Below are 22,777 nucleotides of genomic sequence, written 5' to 3'. Positions count from 1 at the left end.
GCCGTGCAGAATTGCCGAACCGCTAAATTCCTCAAGAGATTAGCGCAAGGGAGAGGAGCCTGATATGGCCCGTAAGAACCTCTTGGCGACTATCACGGGGGCGGAGACGCCGAAGGCCGATGTTGCCGCGCGGCATGATTATGCGCTTCGCGGAGCGTCTCGCTCGATGATGCTTTCGATCGATGAGATGGCCGAGAACGCAAAGAAAATGCTGGCCGGGGAAACAGTCGTCGAACTCGATGTCTCAGTTCTAGATCGCTCTTTTGTCGCGGATCGCATCGAAGACGACGATGCTGATTTCGCCGATCTGCGCGAGGCGATCAGGGAGCACGGGCAATCGACGCCGATTCTTGTGCGGCCTCATCCGCAGAGCAAGGGTCGATTCATGATAGTGTTTGGCCACCGTCGCGCGCGCGTCGCCAAAGAACTGGGTATTCCTGTTCGCGCGGTGATCAAGAACCTAGAGGATATCGCGCATATTATCGCGCAAGGTCAGGAGAACACTGCACGAGCAAATTTGTCTTTCATCGAAAAGGCGCTGTTCGCCAAGAAGCTCCTCGATATGGGGCAGCGGAAGGAAATTATCAAATCCGCGCTGACGATCGACGACAGCTTGCTGTCGAGGATGCTTTCTGTGGTGGAGACGGTTCCTGCGCCCGTGATCGAAGCAATCGGCGCGGCCAAGACCATTGGCCGTGACCGGTGGGAAGAACTCAAGAAGCAGGTGAAGTCGCCGAAGGCCGGGGAGGCTGCGATTATCGTCGTGGCGTCCGACGAATTCCGTTCCAAAGACGTAATGGAGCGGTTCAATTTTTTGCTCGCCCAGCTCCAGACGCTCGGACGCAAGCCACGGAAGTCCGCGCGGGGGAGGATCGACCCGGCGTGCTGGGAATCAGAGAGCAAGACCGTGTCTGCAAGCTACCGGAATAACGGAAGCAGCTTCAACCTCTCGCTCAAGTCGAAAGAAGCGAGTGAGTTCGGCCGATACATCTCGTCTAATCTCGACGCACTCTATCGAGCGTTCAAGGAGACGAAGATCATAAGTGAATCAGGAGATTGAACCCGCAAAAGAAAAAAGCCCCCGAACGTCGCCGCCCGGAAGCCCTTCTCTGATTTAAGCACTCCGAGAATCCCACTTCCGCGAATCGCTGTCAAGAGTCGGCGCCGTTTTGGTGAGCGGATTTCTTTTGCCTGAACGAGGCAAAGGAACATGCAGACACGTCCAACGACGCCCTTCGGGCGGCGGTCGCTATCGCTCGCCATGGTGGCGAGCCAGACCGCGACCGAAAATTTCGCCGCCAAGCCGGGAGCATCCGAAACCGTCGTGCATAAATGGCGGCTATTTCGCGCGCTCACCGAAGCCAAGGAGCCGCTCGGCGTCACCGAGCGTGCGCTATCCGTATTGCACGCGTTGCTGAGCTTCCACCAGGAGACAGCGCTCTCATTGCCAGGGAATGACGCGCGGTGCGAGCCGGGGGCCGGAGCCGGCGCCGGCATCGTCGTGTTTCCCTCGAACAAGGAACTCTCGATCCGCGCTCATGGCATGGCGCCGGCGACGTTGCGGCGGCATCTCGCCTGCCTGGTCGACGCCGGACTGATCATCCGCCGCGATTCTCCGAACGGCAAACGCTTCGCCAGAAAAGGGCAGGGCGGAGCCATAGAGGATGCTTTCGGCTTCGACCTCGCGCCGCTCGTGGCGCGTTCGAGCGAAATCGAGAACCTCGCCGAGGAGGTGCGGGCCGAGAACCGCGCGATCACGCTGCTGCGAGAAAAGATCACCATCACCCGGCGAGACATCGTCAAAATGATCGAGACCGGATTGGAGGAGGGCGTTTCGGGCGACTGGGAGGGCGCGCATCAGCGCTATGCGACGCTTTCGGGGAGCTATGGACGTGGGCTTTCCCGCGTCGATTTGGAGGCTTTGGCCGACGAACTTGCCGCGCTTGCGGCTGAAATCCACAAGCTGCTGGAAACGCACATAAAAGCTCGAAATATGAGCGGCAATGAGTCTCAAACTGAGCGCCACATACAGAATCAAACCACAAACTCTTCTGATCTTGAATCTAGCCTTCAAAAAGGCAGGGCCGATCCGTCCGAGCCAAATCTCGAACAGGCCAGGTGGCCGATCGAGCGAGAGCCGGAAGCATCTTCGGATCGCTCTCGGGTTACCCATCCCAAGCCCGCGCTTCGAGCCTATCCGCTGGGTATGGTGTTGGAGGCGTGTCCGGACATCGTCGATTACGGCCCGAGCGGCGAGGTTTCGTCGTGGCGAGACTTGGCTGCGGCGGCGGCGACAGTGCGCTCGGCGCTCGGCGTTTCGCCGGACGCCTGGTCGCAAGCCTTGGACGTCTTGGGCGAGCATGACGCCTCGATTGTCATCGCCGCGATCCTGCAACGCGGCGAGGAAATCAAAAGCGCCGGCGGTTATCTTCGCGTTCTGACCGAAAAGGCGAGGGCAGGGGAGTTCTCGCTCGGGCCCGTGCTGATGGCCCTGTTGCGCGGCAAGGCTGGGAAGGCGGCGCGAGAGCGCAAGAGGACGGGGTGACGCGAGGTGTGTTTTCGGACGCGCCTCGGTAATCCGCTCGGTCACAGTGTTTCGACGCTGAGCAACCGGAGCTTTTCCGCGCGGTCGAGCAGACTTTTGACGGAGGAGGGCGCCCAGCGGGTTCCGCCGCGCGGCGTGCGCTCATACATGGCCTCGAGCTGCGCGCCGATTTGCGCGAGCGTCAGATCGGGATTGGCCCGTTTGATCCCGGCGACCAGCGTGACAAGGCGTTCGCTGCTGACTTTTCGGCTGGCGGCTTGAAGGAGGAGTCTCGGCTCGATCAAACCCTCGGCGACGAAGCATTTGACTGCGCGCTTCAGACGCTCGACGGTCCATTGGGGCAGGGGAACGCCGCTGACGCTATCGCGCTTGGCGTTGAGCACGCGCACGACATCCTGCCAGCGGTGATCCGGGCGCATTTGCCGGACGATCGGCAGCCAATGTTCGGCCGTTCGATTGACGCGCTCGAAATAGTTTGCCGCCTTGATGTCGACGATACGCTGGATGGCGTCGCGGTCGCCGGCGCGCAGTTTTGGATTGCCGCCGATGCGGCCGCGCTTTTTGGCGGCGCGCAAGCCGTCTTTGGTGCGCTCCTGGATCAGGGCGCGCTCCAATTCCGCCACGGCGCCCAGAACCTGCAAGGCGAAACGGCCTTGCGGCGTCGTCGTGTCGATCGGATCGGCGAGCGATTTGAAATGCGCGCCTTTGGCGTCGAGCTCGGCGATCACCGAAAGGAGATGCGACAGCGAACGGGCCAAACGGTCGAGCCGCGCGACGACCAGCACGTCGCCGCGGCGCACCCGCGCCAGCGCCTTGGCCAGTTCCGGCCGGGAGGCTTTCGCCCCCGACATGTGCTCGCGAAAAATCTCGACGCAGCCGGCCGCCTTCAGCACATCGGTCTGGGCGTCCGTGACCTGATCCTCGGTCGAGACGCGGGCGTAGCCGATCAGGGGCATTGGCCCTAATCTCCTAATCTGCGACGGACTATTTGCGAGCCGTTCGATAGGCTTCAGGAATTTCGTCGTCCGCGACCGGCGGCTCGCCACCCTCGCGGCGCATGATCTGGTCGAAGGCGCTCCAATCGGTCCGGCCTTTCTTTTCCGCGAAATAGCGAGCCGTGCGCAACGCCGAGACCTTTTCAGCCACCGCCGAAGCGACGAACTGGTTGAGGCTCGTGCCATCCTCGGCGGCAATCTTTTCGGCTTCCGCCTTCATCGAAGCGGGGAGCCGAAGCGCGTAAGCGGCTGTTTTGGTTTTCATTGCACTATCCTTATCAGCGTATCTCTCGGCGTGAGAACCTCGATCCCAAAGCGCTCTCGCACAAGTCCGAAGTCACGCGAATTGAACGTGACGATCGTCGAGGCCCGCCCATTCACAGCCGCCTCGAGCACGAACTCGTCGCCCGGATCGCGCAATTGCGGCCGCCAAAGGAACCAGATTTCGATCGGTTCGATCAGATCGATGATCGCGTCGAGAAACTGACCGACCTCTTTCGTCGACAGGCCGGCCGCTTTTCGGTGTTCGTCGCGCAGACACACGGCCTCATATTCGATTGCGAGGGCGGCGCTGGCCAAAAGCTGGGCCTGCCCTCGACGCACAAGCTTGAGAAGCTCGGCGGAGGCTCCGCCTGGGCTTCGGAGCGCTGCGATCAGGGAGTTCGTATCCAGAACCAATCTCATTGCCGTAAGCGTATCATATCGCCTGTGATGTTATCAATGGGCTGCTTAAAATCGAAATTGCGATTTAGATTAATATCAATAAACGGTCGTTTAAAAACGCATCCGATGGCCGAAGTTCCCCGCCGCGACATAGTGGTGAGCAGGAGAAAGGCCCGAAAAACAGCCCATTTTCGTCGATTTGCGGGCCGAAAACGCGCCTTCGGAGCCGTCCCGAGGCTTGCTCTCGGCCAGCCGTGGCGACGCATTTCGATCCTGTCGGCGAAAGATAAAAAAGCATCTTCTATCACTCAAGCTAAATTATAACTAAGTTGATAATGATATTGATATGCATGGAATTAAAATGGGATTAGATCGTCCCGGCTCGGTCTCATTCGAGCGCCTGCAAGCGCCTTTCGAGAGCGCGTCGGACGCTCTCGCGCGTCTCGACGAGCGGCTTCGCTCCAGTCCCGTCGCCGAAGCCTTCGTTCTTCGCGCGCATTTCCACGACGCCTGCGCCGCCTTGTGGCGCGCGGGCGAATTCGTGCAGATCGAGGATCTCATCTCATTCCCACCGCGGCCCCTCACTGCCGCCTGGAAAAGCGTCGGATGTCCCAGCGCCTTGACCGACGACGGAGACCGAGCTTACAAATCACTTATGGCGGATTGGGGATTTCAGCGGAAACTAGCAGCGAGCGCCCTTATCGGCGCTGTGATTTGCTTGGTCGCATTGCAGGGTATTATTTCCTCCGCACGTAGTGCTGCGGCGTTTCGATTTCATGCCTCCGCCTCATTCGCGGCTGCAAATTATGAGATTTGCCGAATCGACCCAGAGTCGGATCGAGGCGTCCCTATTGATGAACGCCACACGACCGATCAATGCTGCCTTCTCTGTGGGGCCGGTGGACGAGACGATCCGCCCACTCTGCTTTCGCTCCTCGCAGTTGTTTGCGATTTTTTCGCCCGTCCAACCTCGACCGGCGTCCCCCTTGCCTCGGTCGACGACTTCGACCGCAGCCTCGAACCTTGGGCAAACTCTCACCTCGCTCGCGCTCCGCCGTCTCTGTCCTGAACGCGCGTCTCCCTGATCTAGAGCGGGGAGATCGTTCGAGGCGGGAACCGCTCGGGGCGGCCTTTCGCTTCGCTGTCATCGCGAATTCGAGGCTCCAGCGGAAGCCCGCCCATGTCCAAGACCAAAGGCCGTTTGATCGGCAAACTCTTCGAGCGCAACAAGCGCGATCTTCTCGGCTGTCTGACGCGGCGCGTGGGCCATGAAGATGCTTTCGATCTTCTACAAGAGACCTTTGTGCGACTCCTGCGGCGTCGGGAGATCGGGCCGATCGTCGACGAGGACGCCTATCTGCGAACGACGGCGATCAATCTCGCACGCGACTTCTCCCGTCACCGCAAGAGCATAGCCAAGCACGTCGCGCCAGGCGATATTCCGACCGAGATCGCCGAGGCTGGGCTTGATCCGTCGCAGATTTGTGAGGCGAAGGAAAGCGTCCGCTTGTTCTACGCCTCGTTGACGAGCCTACCCCCAAGTGCCGGGAGGTGTTCATCTTACGCCGCTTCCATGATCTCTCGCCGGACGAGATCGCTCATAGGTTGGGCATTTCCCGAAACATGGTCCTCAAACATCTACGATTGGCGCTAGAGCGGTGCCATGCGGCGCTCGACTAAAATTTTTCCTCGAGACGAGCTCCTTTACCACTGCCGACATACGTCCTCTTACAGTAAGGGATCAGTGGCGGCGGTGACGCCCGATAAGAGGTAGATTGGCGCGACGTATGGAGGAGGATGACGCTCCCTTTGATCGGGCGAGCCGTCGGAGAGCGGCCATCGAATGGTGGACGCGCCTCGACTGCCGAGCCCCGACGCCGCAGGAGCGCGAGGCGTTCGTCCTTTGGCTGACACGTGACCCGTCGAACCGCGAAGCATTCGAAAAGGTTTGCCGTATCTGGGGCGATCTCGAAGGCCTGCGGCCACTCATCGACGAGTTCGAGGTGCCCCCGCCGCGCCGGATGCCGCACGCTCGCGTCGCCGCCGGCCTCGCGGGGCTCGCTTTCGCCCTGTTGTCCTATGTCTTCTTCGACGACGCCTGGATCATGCTATGGGCGCAGGCCCGCACCGGCGTCGCGGAGACGCGGATGGTTCGGCTCGCGGATGGCTCTCGGATCGAACTCGGCCCTCGCTCGGCCATCTCGCTGGATTTCGACGAAGGCAAGAGAAACGTGACGCTCCTGAGGGGGGAGGCTTGGTTCGACGTCGCGCCGGACGCCGACAGGCCCTTCTCCGTTCTGATCGCCCGCGGCTCGGTGACGGCTCTCGGCACCAGTTTCGACATTTCGACCACAGGGGAACGAACCGAGGTCACAGTCGCGCAGCATCGCGTGCGCGTCATGGCGGGCGGCCCGGCGATCATTGTCGATGAAGGCGAACAGAGCGCTTTTGGGCCGGGCGCCGCCGCGGTTGCTCCATATCGGGTGCAGGTCGACCATGTGACCGCATGGCGGCGCGGAAAGCTGATTTTCGACGACAGGCCGCTCACGGAGGTTGTCTCCGTCCTCGGACATTATTTGCGCGGATACATTTTGATTCTCGATCCGTCGATCCGCGAGAGGCGTGTGAGCGGCGTGTTCGATGCGGCAGAGCCGATGGCCGCGATTTCCGCGATCGAGAAGGCCCTCGGCCTCCGGGCTCTCGATCTCGGCTATATTGTCGTGCTCACGGGATAAAAAAGATTTTATTTGATCTTCTCAATGACATTGTCGAATAGGACTATCGCGCGGTGAAGCGAATGACGAGGCCGATGTCGGGTTTCAAATCATTTCGATCGGCTGCCGCGAAACTTCCAGGGAGCGAACTCAAGCATATGATCCGAAAGGATCCGTTTCAGACCAGGACCATATTGCGTCCAGCGCAGCATTTCTACGCCCTCGCGGCGTAAGCCGCGTCACTCTATACACGTCTCTGCGTCACCTCCGCAGACAAAATTTGCGACACAACCCCTTTTTCCGCGCGGCCGCGTCCCCTATCGCGGCCGCCGTTCGTCTTGTTGTATAGCGGGCCCGCCGTCGGGGCGAAGGCGGCGGCCTCGCGCTCGCGGCATAGGGAAAGGAGAATTTTTTAACTCGTCGACCTCCCCGGAGGAGGAGAGCTTCGTCCTTGTCAGAGTGGGAGGCGCTGTGCCTGCCGCTAGGAGACGGGACGGAACCAAATCGATGTCGGATCGGATTCTCAATGGAAGCAAGTCGGCGAAGGGTGGGATGATGAGCGCCACGGCCATCGCGTCCGTGATGAGCGCCATAGCGTTCGGCTCGAACGCGGATCGCGCCGAAGCGCATGCGCAGATGTCGCAGAGGGAAATCTCCGAGATCGTCCGCAGCTACGACATTCCGGCCGGCCCCATATCGACCGCGCTGAACAGCGTCGCCGATGCGAGCGGCGTCCGCATCGTCTATGATTCGCGCCTCACCCGTTCCCATCGGACCAGAGGACTGACCGGCCAGCACAGCCTCGCCGAAGCGCTTTCGGAAGTTCTGTCCGGAACCGGCTTGAAATATGAGCTGTCGCCCAACGGAAAATCCGTGGTGATCGTTCTCGCCCAGGCGACCGAAGTGCGCAATGACGCGAACCCGGAGGGCGCGACGCCGCTGCCGACGATCGACATCGGACACGAATCGAACGCCGATCGCGCGGGTCGTCGCGCTGGCGGCGCTCCCCAGGGCCCCGGCGATCGCATGACCGGGTATAAGGCCGAAAACGCGTCCAGCGCCATGAAGATGGACACGCCGCTGCTCAAAACGCCGGTGGCCGTTCAAGTGGTGACGCGGCAGCTGATGGACGATCAGCAAGCGATCAGCGTCAAGGACGCGATCGTCACCAATGTCAGCTCCGTGCAAACGACTCCAGGCTTTTCCGAATCTTATAAGATTCGTGGATTTTCCAGCAATGGCAACTCTTATAAGAACGGCCTGATGGAATACCGAATGCGCTATCTCGACACCGCTAATCTGCAATCGGTCGAGGTGCTGAAAGGTCCGGCGGCGATTCTCTATGGCCGCGTGGAGCCCGGCGGCCTCATCGATCTCGTGGTGAAGCGCCCGTTGGAGACGCCTTATTATTCCGTTCAGCAGCAGAACGGCTCTTATGGACTTACCCGAACGACGGTCGACGCCACCGGTCCGCTGACGCCGGACAATGTATTCGGATATCGGATCAACGGCGAATTCTACCACACCTATTCCTATCGGGATTTCGTGAAGGACCAGAATATTTTTCTGGCGCCGACGCTGAGCTTTCGTCCGACCGAGCAATTCCGGATGAACATAGATTTCGAATATCAGCATCGCACTTGGGTCGACGACTATCCCGTGCTGCCGGCGATCGGCTCCTATCCTGCGCCGATACCGATCTCGCGCTATCTTCAGACTCCGCTTCTGACGACGACCTCTCCGCACGAATACGACAAGAAGCGCGTCGCCTATGACTGGACCTATGATTTCTTCCCCGGTTGGAGCCTCACCAATCGGATGAGCTATTCGACATTCGACGACAGCCAGATCAACGCGCTCGGCGTGACCATCAATCAAGCGACCGGCGTTCTCACGCGCACATTGACGAACTCCACGCTCGGCGGCGGATTCCACGAATTCGACTTCGCGACCAATTTGGACCTCAAAGGCAAGTTCGAGACGGGCCCGCTATCGCATTCGACCCTCGTCGGCTATGATTATCTCAGCACTCATATGCCGATGTACACGAATATATTCGCAGCGACGAGCTCGATAAACATCTATGCTCCCAATTATTGGACGCTCGACAATCCCTTCGCCGCCCCACAATACATCACGCAGGATCAACGCTGGACCGGCGTCTATGCGCAGGACATGGTCTCCTTCTTCGACGACTCGGTTCATGTGCTGCTGGGCGGGCGCTATGATTGGGCGGAAACGGGCAGCAATAAGACCGTCACCTCGCTCGCCGGCGCTCTCGCTTCCTACACCACGGTCTATAATAAGGCGTTCAGCCCCAGAGTCGGCCTCGTCTATCAGCCGACGCCATGGCTCTCGCTCTACGGCAATTTCACGCGTTCCTTCGGCTTGAACAATACGACCAGCCTCGGAGTGGCGCTTCCGCCGCAAAAAGGCGAGCAGTTCGAAGGCGGAGTCAAAGCGGAACTCCTCGACGGTCGGCTGACGGCGACGCTCGCCTATTTCGACATCACAAAGACGAATATTCTGACGCCGGACCCCACCAATGCGAGCAATTCGCTGGTCATCGGAAAAGCGCGCAGCCGCGGCGTCGAATTCGATCTCATGGGCCGCATCGACGACAATTGGAGCGTGATCGCCAATTACACGCATGACGATGTGCGCACGATACAAGGCGCGCTCACCTATAATCCCGCCACGCTGATGACGACGCAGCTCGCGGTTGCCGGCAATAAGCTGCCCGGCAGCCCGCGCAACTACGGCAACCTCTGGGTCAAATATGCAGCCGATGGCGAATTGCGCGGTCTGAGCCTCGGAGCCGGCGTCACCGTCGTCGACGATTTCTTCGGCGATAACGCCAACACATTGATCCTGCCGAGCTATGCGCTGCTCAATGGCATGGTCGCCTATGCGACCGAGATCGCGGGCTACAAGGTGACCGCGCAGCTCAACGTCAAGAACATAACCGACACCATCTATTATCCTACGGCGAGCAGCAGGACGACGATTCAAACGGGAACGCCGCGCAGCTTCCTCGGCTCGCTCCGATGGGAGTTCTGAACAGCTGAAAAAGCGGACGCCTCCCGCCTCGAGCGGAAGGCCTCATCTAGCGGGCGCTCGTCTCACGCGACGACGCCCACTGTTGCATCGATGAAAGCGAGGCGACTGAAACCGATCGTCAGAGGAAAAAATGCGGCCATTGCGATTTTCGAAAGAAATGACGGCGCGAAGCGCTCTGTCACATACAAACTGTCTCGGCGTTCGAACGGCCACATTCGCCGCGCCGACATCACATCAAACGCGCGTCATAGGCGCGAGTGCGACCGCTGTGGCGTGGCGCGCTCGTCGCCTCGACACCGCATGACGCGGCCGCACATCCAGCGCGCTTCGAGCGAAGCCGCCTCGAACCGAGCGCGGCGACGGACGCCGCCCACGGACAACTGACCAGGCGACTCGGGAAAGCCGAAGCAGCTCGCGCCTGAGCCGACGACCGGACTCGGCCGCAATTTCAACGCGTCTTCCATTCTGCGAAGAGCGATCGATCTGTCGTGACGTCGCTCCCGCCTTTTTAGCTTCTCGCAATCTCATTCGAGGCGAATTGGCATGCAAAGAGAAAGAGAGCTCATCGCTCGCCTGCGACGCGAATTGCCTTTCGCGGCGCAAGGCCGACCCGCGCTATTGTCCTTCTTGCGTAGTCGTTCGATCGATGTCCGACGCTCGCCCCGCCTCACGGTGATCGAAGTCTTCGACGCTGGCGAACAGTTCGGACTCATGTGCCGGATCGCGCTCGCGGATGCGTCGAACGCCTCCGCCGTCTTCGTCGTGCCGATGAATCAGATCGCTTTGAACCGAAGCCATTCTCATATTCGGCCGTTGGCCAGATCCGTGAAGAAGCTCGGCGGCGAAGGAGGCGATCGATCGCGCCATAGACGCTAGAGCCCACAGAACGCCTGTTTCACCACTTCCGAGCGAAGCTATGGAGATGCGCATGACAGCGAAGGAGAAGTCGGTCCAACAGCTCTACCGGGACTATGCGCCCAGATTACGTCAATTCGCCAGCCGTCGGCTCGGTTGGGAAGAATCAGAAGACGTCGTTCAGGAGGCCTATCTGCGACTGGTGAAGGAGGGAGCCGAAAAGCTAACCTGCCCGCGCGCCTATCTATATCGCATCACCGCCAATCTCGTCACCGACATGCACAGGCGGCGAAAGCTCCGCTCCGCCTTTACCGACGCCGCGACGCCCTTCGACGAATCCGTCGTCCTTCCCATTCATTCCGACACGCCGAACGTTGCCGAGCTCCACCACTATTCCTCGACATTCGAACAGCTGTCGCCATTGCGCAAGCAGATCATCCTCTTGAAAGTGGTCGACGGCGCCACCAACGCCGAAATCGCCGACCGTTGCGGCGTATCGACACGAACGGTGGAAAGGCACTTGACCAAAGCCCGTGGCGATTTACGCCACAGCATGGCGTTTCAATCGTCGAATCCCGCATGACTTCCGACAGGCGCGCGCATTCGTCGACTCGTCGAGCGTGCGTCGACTCATCAGCAATCGAGCTCGTTCATGACCGAACCAATCTCACTATTTCATGCTCATGCCCACAGGCCGAAGAGAGTGCGCCTCGGACGCAGCGCCGCATACATCCTATCGACGTGGATTTTGCTCATATCGGGAGCCTCTTCCGACTCTCGGGCGGAGTCGGCTCTCGCGCTCGGACGACGCGACAATGGGGAATGGCTGACGGGCTCCGCTCGCGGCTTTTCAGACCCGCGCGGGGCCGCGCGATTCGCCGTCTATGTCTGCGGCGGCGAGAGAAGCGCCTGCACGGTCGTGCAGTCGTTTCACGACGGCTGCGCCGCCGTCGCGGCGAGTCTCGACGGATCTCGCTACGCAGCGGCGATCGGCGACAGTCTCGCTCACGCCCGAGACAAAGCCGACACCGAATGCCGCGCGAAAGATCCCTGCAAGATCATCGAAACAGTCTGCGAAAATGATGAGGGCGTCGACGCGGATGCGCATCGCGCCGGATCGGCGACGCCCTTCGATCCGAGCATGGCGAGATATATCGAGAGCTGGCGCAAATGCTTCAAAAAGCCGAATTCGCCGACATCGATCGCCGCCGCGACTAATGCTTGCGCGCAGGCGCTCGCATTTCCACAAATTCCTCGCTCCGAAAGCGATAAGATTGAGGCGCATCGCACGCGATTGTCGAAAGCGCTGGAGCTGAGCCTCCCCGACACGGCCGCCCGATAAGAAACATGACGAACGGCGTCGCCGCTGCGAGGTCGTTTGCTTCCACATCTTCGGCTCGAGCGGGCATTCGTTCACGGTTCGCGCATAAGTTCCAGCGCCGACGTATGTCTCCTTCTAGTCGATCATCGTGACATAGATCGATCGAACGAATTTTTCGGCATCACGAGAAAATTTTTTTCCACCCATGTCGGATTCGATCGCATCTGCGCGTCTCTCATCACGAGTGAATGATCCGACATGTTTCGTGAATGACTCGCCGACGCGCGAGACGCCATCGTCACATGTTTTGATGAAGCACACAGAGCGAGCGCAGGCATGGCCACGATAGCTTTCACCATCGGTAGAACAGGAGACGCGCCTTGTCGGACCTGATCGATGTTCTTGAGCAACCAGCGCCACACTCTGCGACGGCCAGGCCGCAAGCCAAGAGACGCTTGGGAGCGACGCCGATATACGGCTCGATTCCGCGGAGCGACGGCCTTTGTCTCGACGCCAATGAGATGCGTTTTCCTCTCCCGGACGAATTCCTGACGCGTGTCGCGCGAGAGATTTCGGCGATCGACTTTCGACACTATCCGGATGCGACGGAGATCGATGCGCTCGAGGCCGAGATCGCAGCGAATATCGGCGTGCGCGCCGAAAATATTCTTCTCGGCGTCGGCTCGACGGAAATGCTCGATCTCGTTTGTCGTGCTTTCGGGGGGCCGTTCGACGCGGTGGTCGTTCCGACGCCGACATTCCCGCTCTACGGGCATTTCGCCGCTCTCAACGACAAAGGCTTCGTCACCATTCCGCTCGACGACGCATTTGCCTTGTCGACGGAGGTCGCCGACAAAATGACGGTGGTGGAGGGCGCAAAGATATTTTATGTCGGCAATCCCAATAATCCGACCGGCCGTGCCCTGGATCGCGCCGCATTCGAGCGGCTCGCGGCGTCCACGAGCGACCTGCTGTGCCTGGACGAGGCATATTCCGCCTATGCCGGCGTCTCCTATGCGACGGATGCGATCGATCGCCACAATGTAATCGTCGCGCAATCATTTTCGAAGATCGGACTCGCGGGGTGCCGATTGGGATATCTCGTCGCATCGGAGCCGCTCATTCGCGAATTGGAACGCGCCTCGCTCCCTTACCGCGTGAATGCGATGACCGCATGCGTCGCGCGAATCTTTCTCGAAGAAGCCGCTCTGTTCCAGCCGCTCATCGACCAAGTGAAGCGCGAGCGCGAGCGCCTGCGTGAGGAACTGGCTGCGATGCCGGGCTTTTCCCCCTTTCGTTCGGAAGGCAATTTCCTCTTTTGCGCGACGCCGCGGGCCGGCGCGAGCGTCGCGGAGGAATTGAGAGAGAGATTTCGCATCTTCGTCAAAGCGTTTCCTCCGACCTCTCGGATCGGGAAACATTTGCGCATCACCGTCGGGACGCCGTCGGAAAACGATGCGCTCCTCGAAGCGCTCGCATCACTGTCGTCCGCCGAGAGCCGCGAATCTTCGGGTCTTTCGACATAAAGAGCGATACGCGACACGGAATCGTCTTCCGCTGGGGCGTTGCGGAAGAGCGAGTCGTCACGTCGCCGGTTGCGACGGCGTGGCGACAGATCAAACGCCGAATGGAGCAAGCAATGACCATCAAAGTAGTCAAGAAGGAAATCCTCCCCGTGATCGGCCGCGTTCAGGCCATGTGCGCGTGCAACCCGCCGTGGTGCGGCACCTGCTGATTTTATTCGGCAGCGTCGTCCCCGGTTCATACGGCCGGGGGCGGCTTTCCAGCTTCCATGCGGACATCGTCGAAAGCTTTCCAGATGCAAATCGGATTCAACTTCACCTTGAACGGCACGCTGGACATGGTTCGGCGCATGCTCAGAGAGCGGCAGATCGACTATTGCGAGCTGCTCATCGACAATTTCTTGAATGTTCCGGTCAAAGAGCTGGCGGATGCGTTCGAGTGTCCGGTCGGGTTCCATATCATGCTGTCGAAGTTTCTCGAGAATGATAGAGAGACGCTCGAGAAGCTTGCCAAGCAGATTCGCATTTTCATCGATGCGCTACAGCCGGTCTATGTGTCCGACCATCTGCTGCGCTTTGCGCCGAACGGACGGAATCTCTTCTATCTCGGCGAAATCGATTACGCCCAATATGACCCCGTGCGCAATCGCGTGGAGCAATGGCAGGATATGCTCGGCGTCCAACTCCATCTCGAAAACTACCCATCCATCATGGACGGCGGATGGGAGCAGCCCGAGTTTTTTCGAAAGCTCTGCCGAGAGACCGGAGCGGGCGTCCTCTTCGACGCCTCCAATGCGGTGGTCGCCCGACACAATTGCGGCGCGTCGCTGGACGCTTGGAACGACGTCATCTCGTCGACGCGACATTTTCATGTCGCGGGATATGGGCCTTCGTTTCTGGATCCGCGAGTCATCGTCGATTCGCACGACAGGGAAATGGCGCCGGATACGTTGGAGTTCCTTCGCTCCATGCGCGCGGCATTCGACAAGCCGGGCTCGACGATCACATATGAGCGCGATTTCGAGATCGAATATGATTCGATCGCGATCGATCTCGAACGTCTGCGCGAGATATTCCCCCACGCCGAGGACACGACGAATGAGTCTCTTGTCGCCTGCGCCGGCTAGAATCGACGCCGATCTCTATCAAGACATGATGAATCCTTCGCGGCTCGACGCGTTCGCGCGAGAGTCACGAAGTCATGTTCGTCTCGACATCAGCTATCGGGCCTATTGGCATGTGCTGTTCGACGCCGTTCCGCAATTGTTGGAGCTTTCGGGCCCCGACGGGCGCGCGATTTTCCTGCCGTTCATGCAATGGGCGCAGGAGAAGAACCTCACATTCGATTGGGCCTATCATATCTGGGCGGCGGAATGGCTGCTGCAATCGGAGTTTCGTGAGCGCGTCGGAGCAGACCTCGCTCTGAAGCTCATGGCTGCGGCCGCATCGCGGTGGTCGGGGCGCGACCGTGATCTCGACTATTGCGGGATCGTCATCGCGAGCCGCCTGATCGAGCCGACGAAGGCTGTCGCCGGCTGGAAGCTCAGCAGCATAGAGACACGCTTCATCGAAGTCGAACAGGTCGAGTTCGAATGCGAGCTTCCGGCGCCAGAAGGCAATTTCGGATGCTTTCGGACGCCGGGCTACGAGCTCGATCATTTCCCGGGGTGGCGCCCCATACCTCTATGATCGAGAACGACAAGGGCTTTTGGCGAGGCTATTGGCCTTTGCTCCTCGTGATCGTGGCGGGACAGCTCGCACAGCAAGCCGATGTCATAATGGTCGGCCATTTGGGCGGCGGCGCGCCGGGGGCCTATGCGATGACGACGCGTTTGGTCGTCGTCGATGTGATCTTGCTGAGCGCGATGGGCGCCGTCGCTTCGACCGCGATCGGCGAGGCGCGGCGAAACGGGGCGAGTCCGCGCGTCATTGGAGCGATCCTATGGCTCTCGCTGCTCGCGGGCCTGTGTTGCGCGGCGTTCGGAGCGGCGACTTATCCCCGATTGGCGAAGCTGCTCGTCGGCGATGATGCGATCGCCGGATTGATCTGCGACGGAGTGCTCTGGTATTCGTTCGCCGCGCCGTTCCGCTTCATCAGCAGCACTTCGGCCTTCATGCTCCATGCGCTCGACCAAGGCGCCGGAGTCGTGAAATGGAAGCTGTGGGAGTTCGCCGCCAAGGCCATCGGCAATTTTTTGGCCATGGAGATTTTCGGGCTGGGGTTTTCCAGCTGCTTCCAGATAGGGGCCGTCATCTGCGTCGGCTCGTCGATCTGGGGAATTTGGGCTCTATTGCGGCATGGCGTCGATTGGCTGACCTTGCCCGGCGCTTCATGGGCGCGCCGCTTCGGCAATGCGGCGCTCTGGGAGTCCGAGCGCGGCGTCGCCATGCATCTCGCTATGCTCGCATGCCTCACCATGTTCGCGGCGCCCGGACTCGGCAATTATGACGTCGGGCGGCTGAATTGCTTCGCTGCCGGTCAGACGTTGATGTTGATTGTTTTCACGCCGCTCGTCACGTTGATGCGCTTTCTCGCGTTTCGCCTCGCAGGGCTCACCGACGAACGCCTCATAGATTCGATCAGAACGATCTCGCTGCAAGGCGCTCCCTTCGCCGTGGGCGTCGCGATCTTGCTCATGGCCGGAACCGACGCACTCGGGCGATTATATGGTCAGCATGGTCCTTGGTGGACGACCTTGGTCGAAATTTTGGCCGCGTCGATACCGCTGCGCTACATGACGTCGATCCTCAGAGCCGTCTTGCAGGCTCGAGGGTCGTTCGGGACGGTGGCGAGAACGGATAGCTCGGTCTTTTGGCTCGTCGCCTTGCCTCTCGTCGCGCTCGGACTTTATATCGATTCGCCTCTCGTCGCTTATTTGTCGCTGATCGTCCCGGAAGGTCTCGGCGCATTGCGCTTCTGGAAGCAGGCGCCTCTCGTCTCGCGGGCCGCGCGGCCGCGGTCCGGCCCCGAAACATCGACGGCGATCTGACGCCGCGTCCCAGGTCGCACGGGCTCCGCTGCCGACCGAGGGCTCGACGCCGGCCTCGGCGAGGCGCGCTGTGTATTTTATAGAGACGTATTGAACGCCGCGATCACTATGATGCACGAAGCCCGCATGCGCCGTGCGCGAGGCGCGCCAACCGACGATCCGCCGAGCGAAGGCGTCGATGACGAAGGCGACATAGACGAAGCCCTGCCAAGTGGCGACATAGGTGACGTCGGACAGCCACAGCGTATTCGGCCGAGGCGCCTGGAACTGCCGGTCGACCTTATCGAGCGGACAGGGCGTCTTGCGATCGCTCACTGTTGTCTTCACGGGCCTGCCGCGCACGGCGCCGCGCAAGCCCATGCCCCGCATCAGCCGTTCGACCGTGCAGCGCGCTACGCTCTCTCCGTCCCGCTTCATCTGCCGCCACACCTCGCGTGCGCCGTAAACCTGGAAGTTCTCGTCGAAGACGCGCCGTATCTCCTTGCGAACGGTCACATCCCGACGCGCCCGGGCTGACGCTTTCGCGGGGTCGTGCCGACGCGTCGCATGCGCCCGATAGGTCGACGGGCGATCGGCAAAAGCTCGCAGATCGGCTCGACCTCATGCGCCTCCCGATGAGCGTCGATGAAGGCGATCATGGTTTCGAGCGGCGGTCGAGCTCCGCCGCCGCAAAATAAGCCGACGCCTTGCGCAGGATCTCATTGGCCTAACGCAACTCGCGGTTCTCCCGCTCCAGCGCCTTGATCCTCGCGCGCTCATCCGTCGTCGCACCCGGACGGGCGCCCAAATCGCGCTCCGCCTGGCGAACCCAGTTCCGCAACGTCTCGCTCGTGCAGCCGATCTTCGCCGCGATCGAGGCGATCGCCGCCCATTGCGACGCATGATCGCCTCGATGCTCCAGCACCATCCGAACCGCTCGTTCTCGAACCTCAGGTGAAAATCTGTTCGATGTCTTCTTCTTCGTATCCATCGGCCCATCCTCTCAAGAGTTCGGGCCTCCGGCAATCCCGGGGCGGTTCACTGACAAGGTCGCGCCGATTCACCCTCTGAGAAAATCAATTCAAAAGTTGCTCCGCCACCCGGCGTTTCCTCGATAGCGATGGAGCCCCGCAACTTTTCCATGAGTTCTTTTGCTATGGCGAGGCCTAGCCCGGTACCTGGCGTCGCCTCGCTCCTGCGCCAGAATGGCTCGAAAATCATCTCGCGCTCGGCTCGGGCGACGCCTTCGCCATGATCGATCACGCAGACGACTGGGCCAGGCCCCACGCGGATGATGATAGTCCCCCCCGGCGGCTCGGCTCGCAGGGCGTTGTCGATGAGGTTCGCGACGATTGCCTCGACCGCCCGAAAATTGCCGCGCGCGACAATGACCGGCGCGGCCGCGTCGAATTCGATCATCCGGTCGCATTCGATGGCGAGCGGTAAATGCAGTGAAACGACTTCACGGACCGAGCTCACGAGATCGATCTCCTGATCGAGCGTGTCCTGCCGCCCGGACAAACGCGCGGCCGCGAGCATCTGCTCGATGATCGCCTGCAAGCGGCTCGCGTCTCGAAGTAGGGCGCCCTTGACCGGAAGCTCCTCCAAATTGTCGAGTCTCGCACGTAGAATCGCGATCGGCGTGCGCAACTCGTGCGCCGCATCGTCCGCGTAACGGCGGATCCGCACCGCGCTCGCGGCGAGCCGTTCCAGCGCGACATTCATTCCGTGAACCAGCGGAGCGACCTCCGCCGGAACATTGCCCACGGGCAGGCGCTGTTGCAGCTCGTTCATGTCGATGCGGGCCGCCTCGTCGGCGACCGCGCGCAGTGGCGTCAGCCCGCGGCGCACGGCGAACATCGCCGCGCCGGCCGAGATAAGGGCGGTCACGACGAAAAAGCCGACCAGATGCCGGAAATCCTCGTAGATCGCGTAGAGCAGGTCCGCCGAGACGAATTTCATCGCATAGACCGCTACGTGCAGCCGACCGAACGGTGTGCGCACGGGCTCGACCAGCCCCTGCGGAGACTCGATCGGATCGCCGGGAAGGATGAAGTGGGTATGCGTCGGATTGACTTTGATCGCGCCGGTCAACGCCGCGATCAATTCCGGAGAGGAGCCGGCCGCCGCCACGTTTCGAGCCGCGTCGAAAACCGCGAATTTCAGGCGTGGCGTGTCGCGCGCCTCGGCGCGAAGCTCGCGTATCGGCTGGAGGCGCAGAGCGCCGTCGTCGTCCTGCTTCAGCGACGCCAGGACGAGCCCGATCATTCGCGTGGAGGCGAGCTCATCGGCCGTTCGGCCGAATCCTTCGAAGATTCCGAAGCCGGCGAAGCCGAGGACGAGAGTGACGAGCCAGCCGGCCGCGAATGCGATGAATTGCGAAACGACCAGATAGGCGACAACGCGATTGGCGAGGGAGCGCGCCATGCCTATTTCGGCGGTCGGGATTTCGACTTGGCGATGAGGTAGCCCAGGCCGCGAGCCGCGTGAATCTCGACGCCGGAGTCGAGCTCGGCGAGGCGGGCGCGAACACGCGAGACTAGGGCGGTCAGCGCATGCTCGTTGACCTCCGCGTCGAATCCGTAGACACCGGTCAACAGCCTCTCTCTCGGAACGACACAATTCGCGCGCCGCAAAAGAGCGTCCAGGAGCGCTAACTCTCGGCGGAGAAACAAAACGGGGCGATTGGCGATCGACACCGTCCGCGCGTCGAGGTCGTAGGAGAGCGCTCCAACGATGATCGGCGGCGTTCGATCGCCTCCGCGCCGTCGCAGGCTCGCGCGGACGCGAGCCATCATCTCGTCGAGGTTGAAGGGCTTGGTCAGATAATCATCGGCGCCTGCGTCCAGTCCTTCGATCTTGTCGTCGACGGAATCGAGCGCGGTCAGCACGAGGATGCGGCTCGTCGGCTGCCGCTTGCGGATCTGCGAAATCAGCGAGAGTCCGTCGCCGTCCGGCAATCTGCGGTCCAGCAGAGTCACAGTATAGGCCCCGTTGTCGAGAGCCGCGGACGCGCTTTCGATCGAGCCGACCCGATCGACGGCGAAGCCCGCCCGCTCGATTCGACAGGCGATCTCGCCTGCGAGCTCCGCATAATCCTCGACCAACAGAATCCGCATGGGCGCCGCTCCCAGTTGGTCCTGCGTTCGGCGTCTCCTGTCAGAAAACCCGTCGCTCGGCCATTCATAACCAAAGGCGGGTTCTTGGCAATAGGCCGGGACGAGCTTTCGCGGTCGACGCCGCGCCGCTCTTTTTTATCTCGCTCTCTCGGGCGATGAGGCTCACATGAGCTTTTCCGATTAGAATTGCCATGAAAAGACAAATGGATCGCCTGTGTATGACATAAATCCTATGTCGGTAATCGACGCCTTCGGTCGGAATGACGCGCATGAAACACCGTGAGCTGAACTGCGGCGAGGGGCAATGGCGCTCGGCCGTCCGTGGGGTGATCGCATGTCTCGTGGGTCTGGTCCTCATTCTGCTGGGCGTCGCCTCCATCGGATCCTCTGCTGATCATCGACCATTTCGCGACCGGCTATCGACCTCCTCGGCTCTCGGGTCGGGGGGTCGGATCTGCACGGCGAGTTCGGATCGTCACGAGCCGTCCCACGAGGGCGACCAAGGTCAGTGTTGCGTTCTCTGCGCGCAGCGTGATCGCGTCGTCGATGTGCTCGCCGCTCCGCCGTCCGACCGGCGACATCCGGCGCAAAGAGCAATCGTCACGACGGCCTGCTTTTCTTTATGCGCGGCTCGCCCGATCATAACCGGCTGGACCAGTTCCTGGTCGTCTCGCGCGCCGCCTGCCTTCTCCTGACATCGTGCGGCCGAGCGGCTGCGCCTTTCCAGGCTTCCTCGATGCGGGCGGCTTTTGCGCCGTCTCAGGAGAACATCTCATGAAATATTCGATGCTGACGCGCTGCGCTTCCGCAGGCGCCTTGTCTTTCACTCTGGTCTATCCGGCGCTCGCGCAAGAGGCGCTTCCTACCATCGACATCGGGTCCGCGACCGGCCGAGCGGGGGCGGAGGCGACCGACAAGCAGGCCGAACTCGGCGGGCGTCTGACCGGCTACAATTCGGTCGGCGCGCCGACATCCTCGAAGACGAACATTCCGATCCTGAAGACGCCATATGCGGTGCAGGTCGTGCCGCGAGAGACGATGGACGACCGCCAAGTGGTGAGCGTCAAGGACGCCTTGCTCGAGAATGTCAGCAGCGTTTCGATCGGCGTGCAGTACTACGACCAGTTCAACATACGTGGCCTTCCGGCCGGCGGCAGCCTGTATCGCAACGGCCTTCGGCAGATGAACACCAGTGGATTCGAAACCGCGAATTTGCAGGCGATCGAGGTGTTGAAAGGCCCGGCCGCGATGCTGTTCGGTCGTGTGGAGCCCGGCGGTCTCATCGATTTCGTCCCGAAGCGCCCGCAATCGACGCCCTACTATTCCATTCAGGAGCAGGCGGGCTCGTTCGGCCACACGCGGACGCTGCTCGACGCCACGGGACCGCTGACGGAGGACAAGACGCTCGCCTATCGGGTGAACCTTTCCTACCTCAACAAGAATTCTTTCCGAGATTTCGTCAATACGGAGAGTTTTTTTATCGCGCCCACGGTCAGTTGGCGTCCCACCGAACGTTTCACGTTGAATGTCGACGGCGAGTTCCAGAAATCGAGCTGGGTGGACGATCTGGGCGACTTGGGAATTCCGGCGGTGGGGCGCCGGCCTGCCAATATCTCGATCAGCCGATATCTCGGGGATCCGAATCTCACGACCAAATATCGCGACGGTCAGGAGCGGGTGCTCTTCGCCTATGATTGGACCTACGAATTTACGGACGGCTGGAGTCTGACCAACCGCCTGAGCTACAACAATGTCGACTATCGCCAGGCGGTTACCGGCGGATATTCTCTCGACGAGGCGACCGGGAATATGTTGCGCTCTGTGTGGTTCGTGCCAGGGCCGAATTCGTCGTATCCAGTCTCCTATCGCCGTGCAGTCGCCACGAATATCGATCTCAAAGGAAAATTCGAGACAGGGATTTTCTCCCATCAGACCCTCGTGGGGTTCGATTATTTCGACTACGAAGGGAAGATGGTCGGGCACTGCTGCAATGACATCTCCGCCATCAACATCTACGCTCCTGTCTACACGCCGAGCAGTGACCAGCTCACGAGCAATTTTTCATTTGTCGACAAGGACAAATGGAGAGGAATATACGCTCAGGATCAGATTTCCTTCTGGGACGATCGCGTGCATCTCCTCATCGGAGGCCGGCATGATTGGGCCGAATCGAGCGTCAAGAGAAACTTCGGCGGCGAGCCTCTAGCCTATACGGACATGGGTCGCGTGGTCGTGCCGACCAGCGCGAACAGCCCAAGAGTTGGCGTCGTCCTGCAGCCGTTTCCCTGGCTGTCCGTCTATGGAAACTACACGCGCTCTTACGGCTCCAGCAATGGCGTAAGCTCGCAGAACGCGCATCTTCCCCCGCAGGTAGGGACGCAATTCGAGGGAGGAGTCAAAGCCGAGCTGCTAGATAGGCGGCTGACCGCGACTTTCGCCTATTTCGACATCACCAAGAAAAACATTACTCGTCCCGTGCCTGGGACGCCATTCGTACGGCCGATCGGCGCGGCGAACAGTCGCGGCGTCGAGTTCGACCTCAACGGCCGCATCAACGAGAATTGGAGCATCATCGCCACATACAGCCATATCGACGCCGTCGTCACGAGCGACGAGGACGCATCCGGAACGGGCGGCCTCACCGGCAAGCGTCTCGCCGCCGTTCCGCGCAATTCGGCCAATCTCTGGGTGAAATACGAGGCCGATGGCGTGTGGAAGGGGCTGGGGCTCGGCGCTGGTGTCGTCTATGTCGACATACGGCCTGGCGATGACGCCAACACTTTCGAGCTTCCGGCGTATGCACGTGTCGATGCGATGGCGTCCTACAGGTTCAAGGCTTCCCTATTGCCTTGGTCGCCGGATCTGACATTTCAGATCAATGTGAAGAACCTCGCCGGAACGACCTATTACGAGGGGTCGTTCGATCGATTCAGCGTCGTTCCCGGAGCGCCTCGCGCGTTCCTCGCGTCGCTGCGCGCCGAGTTCTAGCCGCAGGGTTTCCCGCTCCGAGAGC

At 60.7% G+C, this 22,777-nt stretch carries 19 protein-coding genes, 3 pseudogenes and 1 other annotated feature; of the genes and pseudogenes, 15 read left to right on the top strand and 7 right to left on the bottom strand.

What is annotated here, in order from left to right; genetic code table 11:
* Nucleotides 1–64 precede the first annotated feature (64 nt).
* Both repB and repC read left to right on the top strand, forming a co-directional pair.
* Nucleotides 65–1,060: a plasmid partitioning protein RepB gene (gene repB, locus IY145_RS24730; protein ID WP_196410915.1), complete on the top strand. Its 996-nt coding sequence runs from the start codon at nt 65–67 to the stop codon at nt 1,058–1,060.
* Between the two features lie 150 nt (nt 1,061–1,210).
* A complete protein-coding gene (gene repC, locus IY145_RS24725; protein ID WP_196406476.1) occupies nt 1,211–2,545 on the top strand; it encodes a plasmid replication protein RepC in 1,335 nt (444 codons plus the stop codon).
* A gap of 41 nt (nt 2,546–2,586) precedes the next feature.
* Here repC and IY145_RS24720 read toward each other — a convergent pair whose 3' ends face one another.
* The 3 genes from IY145_RS24720 to IY145_RS24710 are packed head-to-tail and all read right to left on the bottom strand — an operon-like array spanning nt 2,587 to nt 4,224.
* Nucleotides 2,587–3,501, bottom strand: coding sequence for a recombinase family protein (locus tag IY145_RS24720; protein ID WP_196406475.1), 915 nt, complete (start codon nt 3,499–3,501; stop codon nt 2,587–2,589).
* A 28-nt stretch (nt 3,502–3,529) separates the two neighbouring features.
* On the bottom strand, nt 3,530–3,760 hold the full coding sequence (locus tag IY145_RS24715; protein ID WP_246721621.1) for a toxin-antitoxin system HicB family antitoxin: 231 nt from the start codon (nt 3,758–3,760) through the stop codon (nt 3,530–3,532).
* A 41-nt stretch (nt 3,761–3,801) separates the two neighbouring features.
* Nucleotides 3,802–4,224 carry a putative toxin-antitoxin system toxin component, PIN family gene (locus IY145_RS24710; protein WP_196406473.1) on the bottom strand — a complete coding sequence of 141 codons (423 nt, stop codon included), beginning with the start codon at nt 4,222–4,224 and terminating at the stop codon, nt 3,802–3,804.
* A 1,159-nt stretch (nt 4,225–5,383) separates the two neighbouring features.
* Between IY145_RS24710 and IY145_RS26060 the strand changes: the two are divergent.
* The 5 genes and pseudogenes from IY145_RS26060 to IY145_RS24695 all read left to right on the top strand — a co-directional run.
* A pseudogene (locus IY145_RS26060) lies at nt 5,384–5,551 on the top strand (sigma factor); the annotation flags it as partial.
* Nucleotides 5,552–5,754: 203 nt separating this feature from the next.
* Nucleotides 5,755–5,883, top strand: coding sequence for a sigma factor-like helix-turn-helix DNA-binding protein (locus IY145_RS26055; RefSeq protein WP_312030668.1), 129 nt, complete (start codon nt 5,755–5,757; stop codon nt 5,881–5,883).
* A 107-nt stretch (nt 5,884–5,990) separates the two neighbouring features.
* Nucleotides 5,991–6,146 (top strand): annotated as a pseudogene (locus IY145_RS26050) (FecR/PupR family sigma factor regulator); the annotation flags it as partial.
* A 78-nt stretch (nt 6,147–6,224) separates the two neighbouring features.
* On the top strand, nt 6,225–6,938 hold the full coding sequence (locus IY145_RS24700) for a FecR family protein (RefSeq protein ID WP_246722447.1): 714 nt from the start codon (nt 6,225–6,227) through the stop codon (nt 6,936–6,938).
* A 486-nt stretch (nt 6,939–7,424) separates the two neighbouring features.
* Nucleotides 7,425–9,977 carry a TonB-dependent siderophore receptor gene (locus tag IY145_RS24695; RefSeq protein ID WP_409455334.1) on the top strand — a complete coding sequence of 851 codons (2,553 nt, stop codon included), beginning with the start codon at nt 7,425–7,427 and terminating at the stop codon, nt 9,975–9,977.
* Nucleotides 9,978–10,592: 615 nt separating this feature from the next.
* Here the strand turns inward: IY145_RS24695 and IY145_RS25375 are convergent.
* Complete coding sequence (locus tag IY145_RS25375; RefSeq protein WP_210332902.1) at nt 10,593–10,775, bottom strand: hypothetical protein; 183 nt, start codon at nt 10,773–10,775, stop codon at nt 10,593–10,595.
* Nucleotides 10,776–10,905: 130 nt separating this feature from the next.
* On the opposite strand from IY145_RS25375, the gene IY145_RS24690 reads away from it, so the two are divergent.
* From IY145_RS24690 to IY145_RS24660, 7 genes are all read left to right on the top strand, one after another.
* Nucleotides 10,906–11,415: an RNA polymerase sigma factor gene (locus tag IY145_RS24690; protein ID WP_196410914.1), complete on the top strand. Its 510-nt coding sequence runs from the start codon at nt 10,906–10,908 to the stop codon at nt 11,413–11,415.
* A 69-nt stretch (nt 11,416–11,484) separates the two neighbouring features.
* The gene (locus tag IY145_RS24685) at nt 11,485–12,174 is read left to right on the top strand and encodes a DUF4189 domain-containing protein (RefSeq protein ID WP_196410913.1); all 690 of its coding nucleotides are present in this window, start codon (nt 11,485–11,487) and stop codon (nt 12,172–12,174) included.
* Nucleotides 12,175–12,533: 359 nt separating this feature from the next.
* Complete coding sequence (locus IY145_RS24680; protein WP_409455333.1) at nt 12,534–13,679, top strand: pyridoxal phosphate-dependent aminotransferase; 1,146 nt, start codon at nt 12,534–12,536, stop codon at nt 13,677–13,679.
* Nucleotides 13,680–13,792: 113 nt separating this feature from the next.
* Nucleotides 13,793–13,888, top strand: a complete 96-nt coding sequence (gene mbnA, locus IY145_RS24675; RefSeq protein WP_157235562.1) for a methanobactin — start codon at nt 13,793–13,795, stop codon at nt 13,886–13,888.
* Between the two features lie 84 nt (nt 13,889–13,972).
* Complete coding sequence (mbnB, locus tag IY145_RS24670; protein WP_196410912.1) at nt 13,973–14,803, top strand: methanobactin biosynthesis protein MbnB; 831 nt, start codon at nt 13,973–13,975, stop codon at nt 14,801–14,803.
* The gene (mbnC, locus tag IY145_RS24665) at nt 14,775–15,365 is read left to right on the top strand and encodes a methanobactin biosynthesis protein MbnC (protein ID WP_196410911.1); all 591 of its coding nucleotides are present in this window, start codon (nt 14,775–14,777) and stop codon (nt 15,363–15,365) included. The genes mbnB and mbnC overlap by 29 nt, the downstream gene beginning before the upstream one ends.
* Nucleotides 15,362–16,666, top strand: a complete 1,305-nt coding sequence (locus IY145_RS24660) for an MATE family efflux transporter (RefSeq protein ID WP_196410910.1) — start codon at nt 15,362–15,364, stop codon at nt 16,664–16,666. Before mbnC ends, IY145_RS24660 begins: the two co-directional genes overlap by 4 nt.
* A 27-nt stretch (nt 16,667–16,693) precedes the next feature.
* Here the strand turns inward: IY145_RS24660 and IY145_RS24655 are convergent.
* From IY145_RS24655 to IY145_RS24645, 3 genes and pseudogenes are all read right to left on the bottom strand, one after another.
* Nucleotides 16,694–17,636: pseudogene (locus IY145_RS24655) on the bottom strand (IS3 family transposase); the annotation flags it as partial.
* Nucleotides 17,231–17,346 (bottom strand) — a sequence feature (AL1L pseudoknot). Its footprint overlaps the pseudogene before it by 116 nt.
* A 47-nt stretch (nt 17,637–17,683) precedes the next feature.
* Nucleotides 17,684–18,778 (bottom strand): HAMP domain-containing sensor histidine kinase, encoded by a 1,095-nt coding sequence (locus tag IY145_RS26040; protein WP_312030667.1) that lies wholly within the window; start codon nt 18,776–18,778, stop codon nt 17,684–17,686.
* Between the two features lie 296 nt (nt 18,779–19,074).
* Nucleotides 19,075–19,764 (bottom strand): response regulator transcription factor, encoded by a 690-nt coding sequence (locus IY145_RS24645; protein WP_196410909.1) that lies wholly within the window; start codon nt 19,762–19,764, stop codon nt 19,075–19,077.
* A gap of 774 nt (nt 19,765–20,538) precedes the next feature.
* Here IY145_RS24645 and IY145_RS24640 point away from each other — a divergent pair.
* Nucleotides 20,539–22,752, top strand: coding sequence for a TonB-dependent siderophore receptor (locus IY145_RS24640; protein ID WP_196410908.1), 2,214 nt, complete (start codon nt 20,539–20,541; stop codon nt 22,750–22,752).
* Nucleotides 22,753–22,777 lie beyond the last annotated feature (25 nt).

This window comes from Methylosinus sp. H3A, assembly GCF_015709455.1.
GTDB lineage: Bacteria > Pseudomonadota > Alphaproteobacteria > Rhizobiales > Beijerinckiaceae > Methylosinus.
The sequence above is the reverse complement of the archived record's forward strand: the minus strand, read 5'-3'. Positions and strand labels throughout refer to the sequence as shown.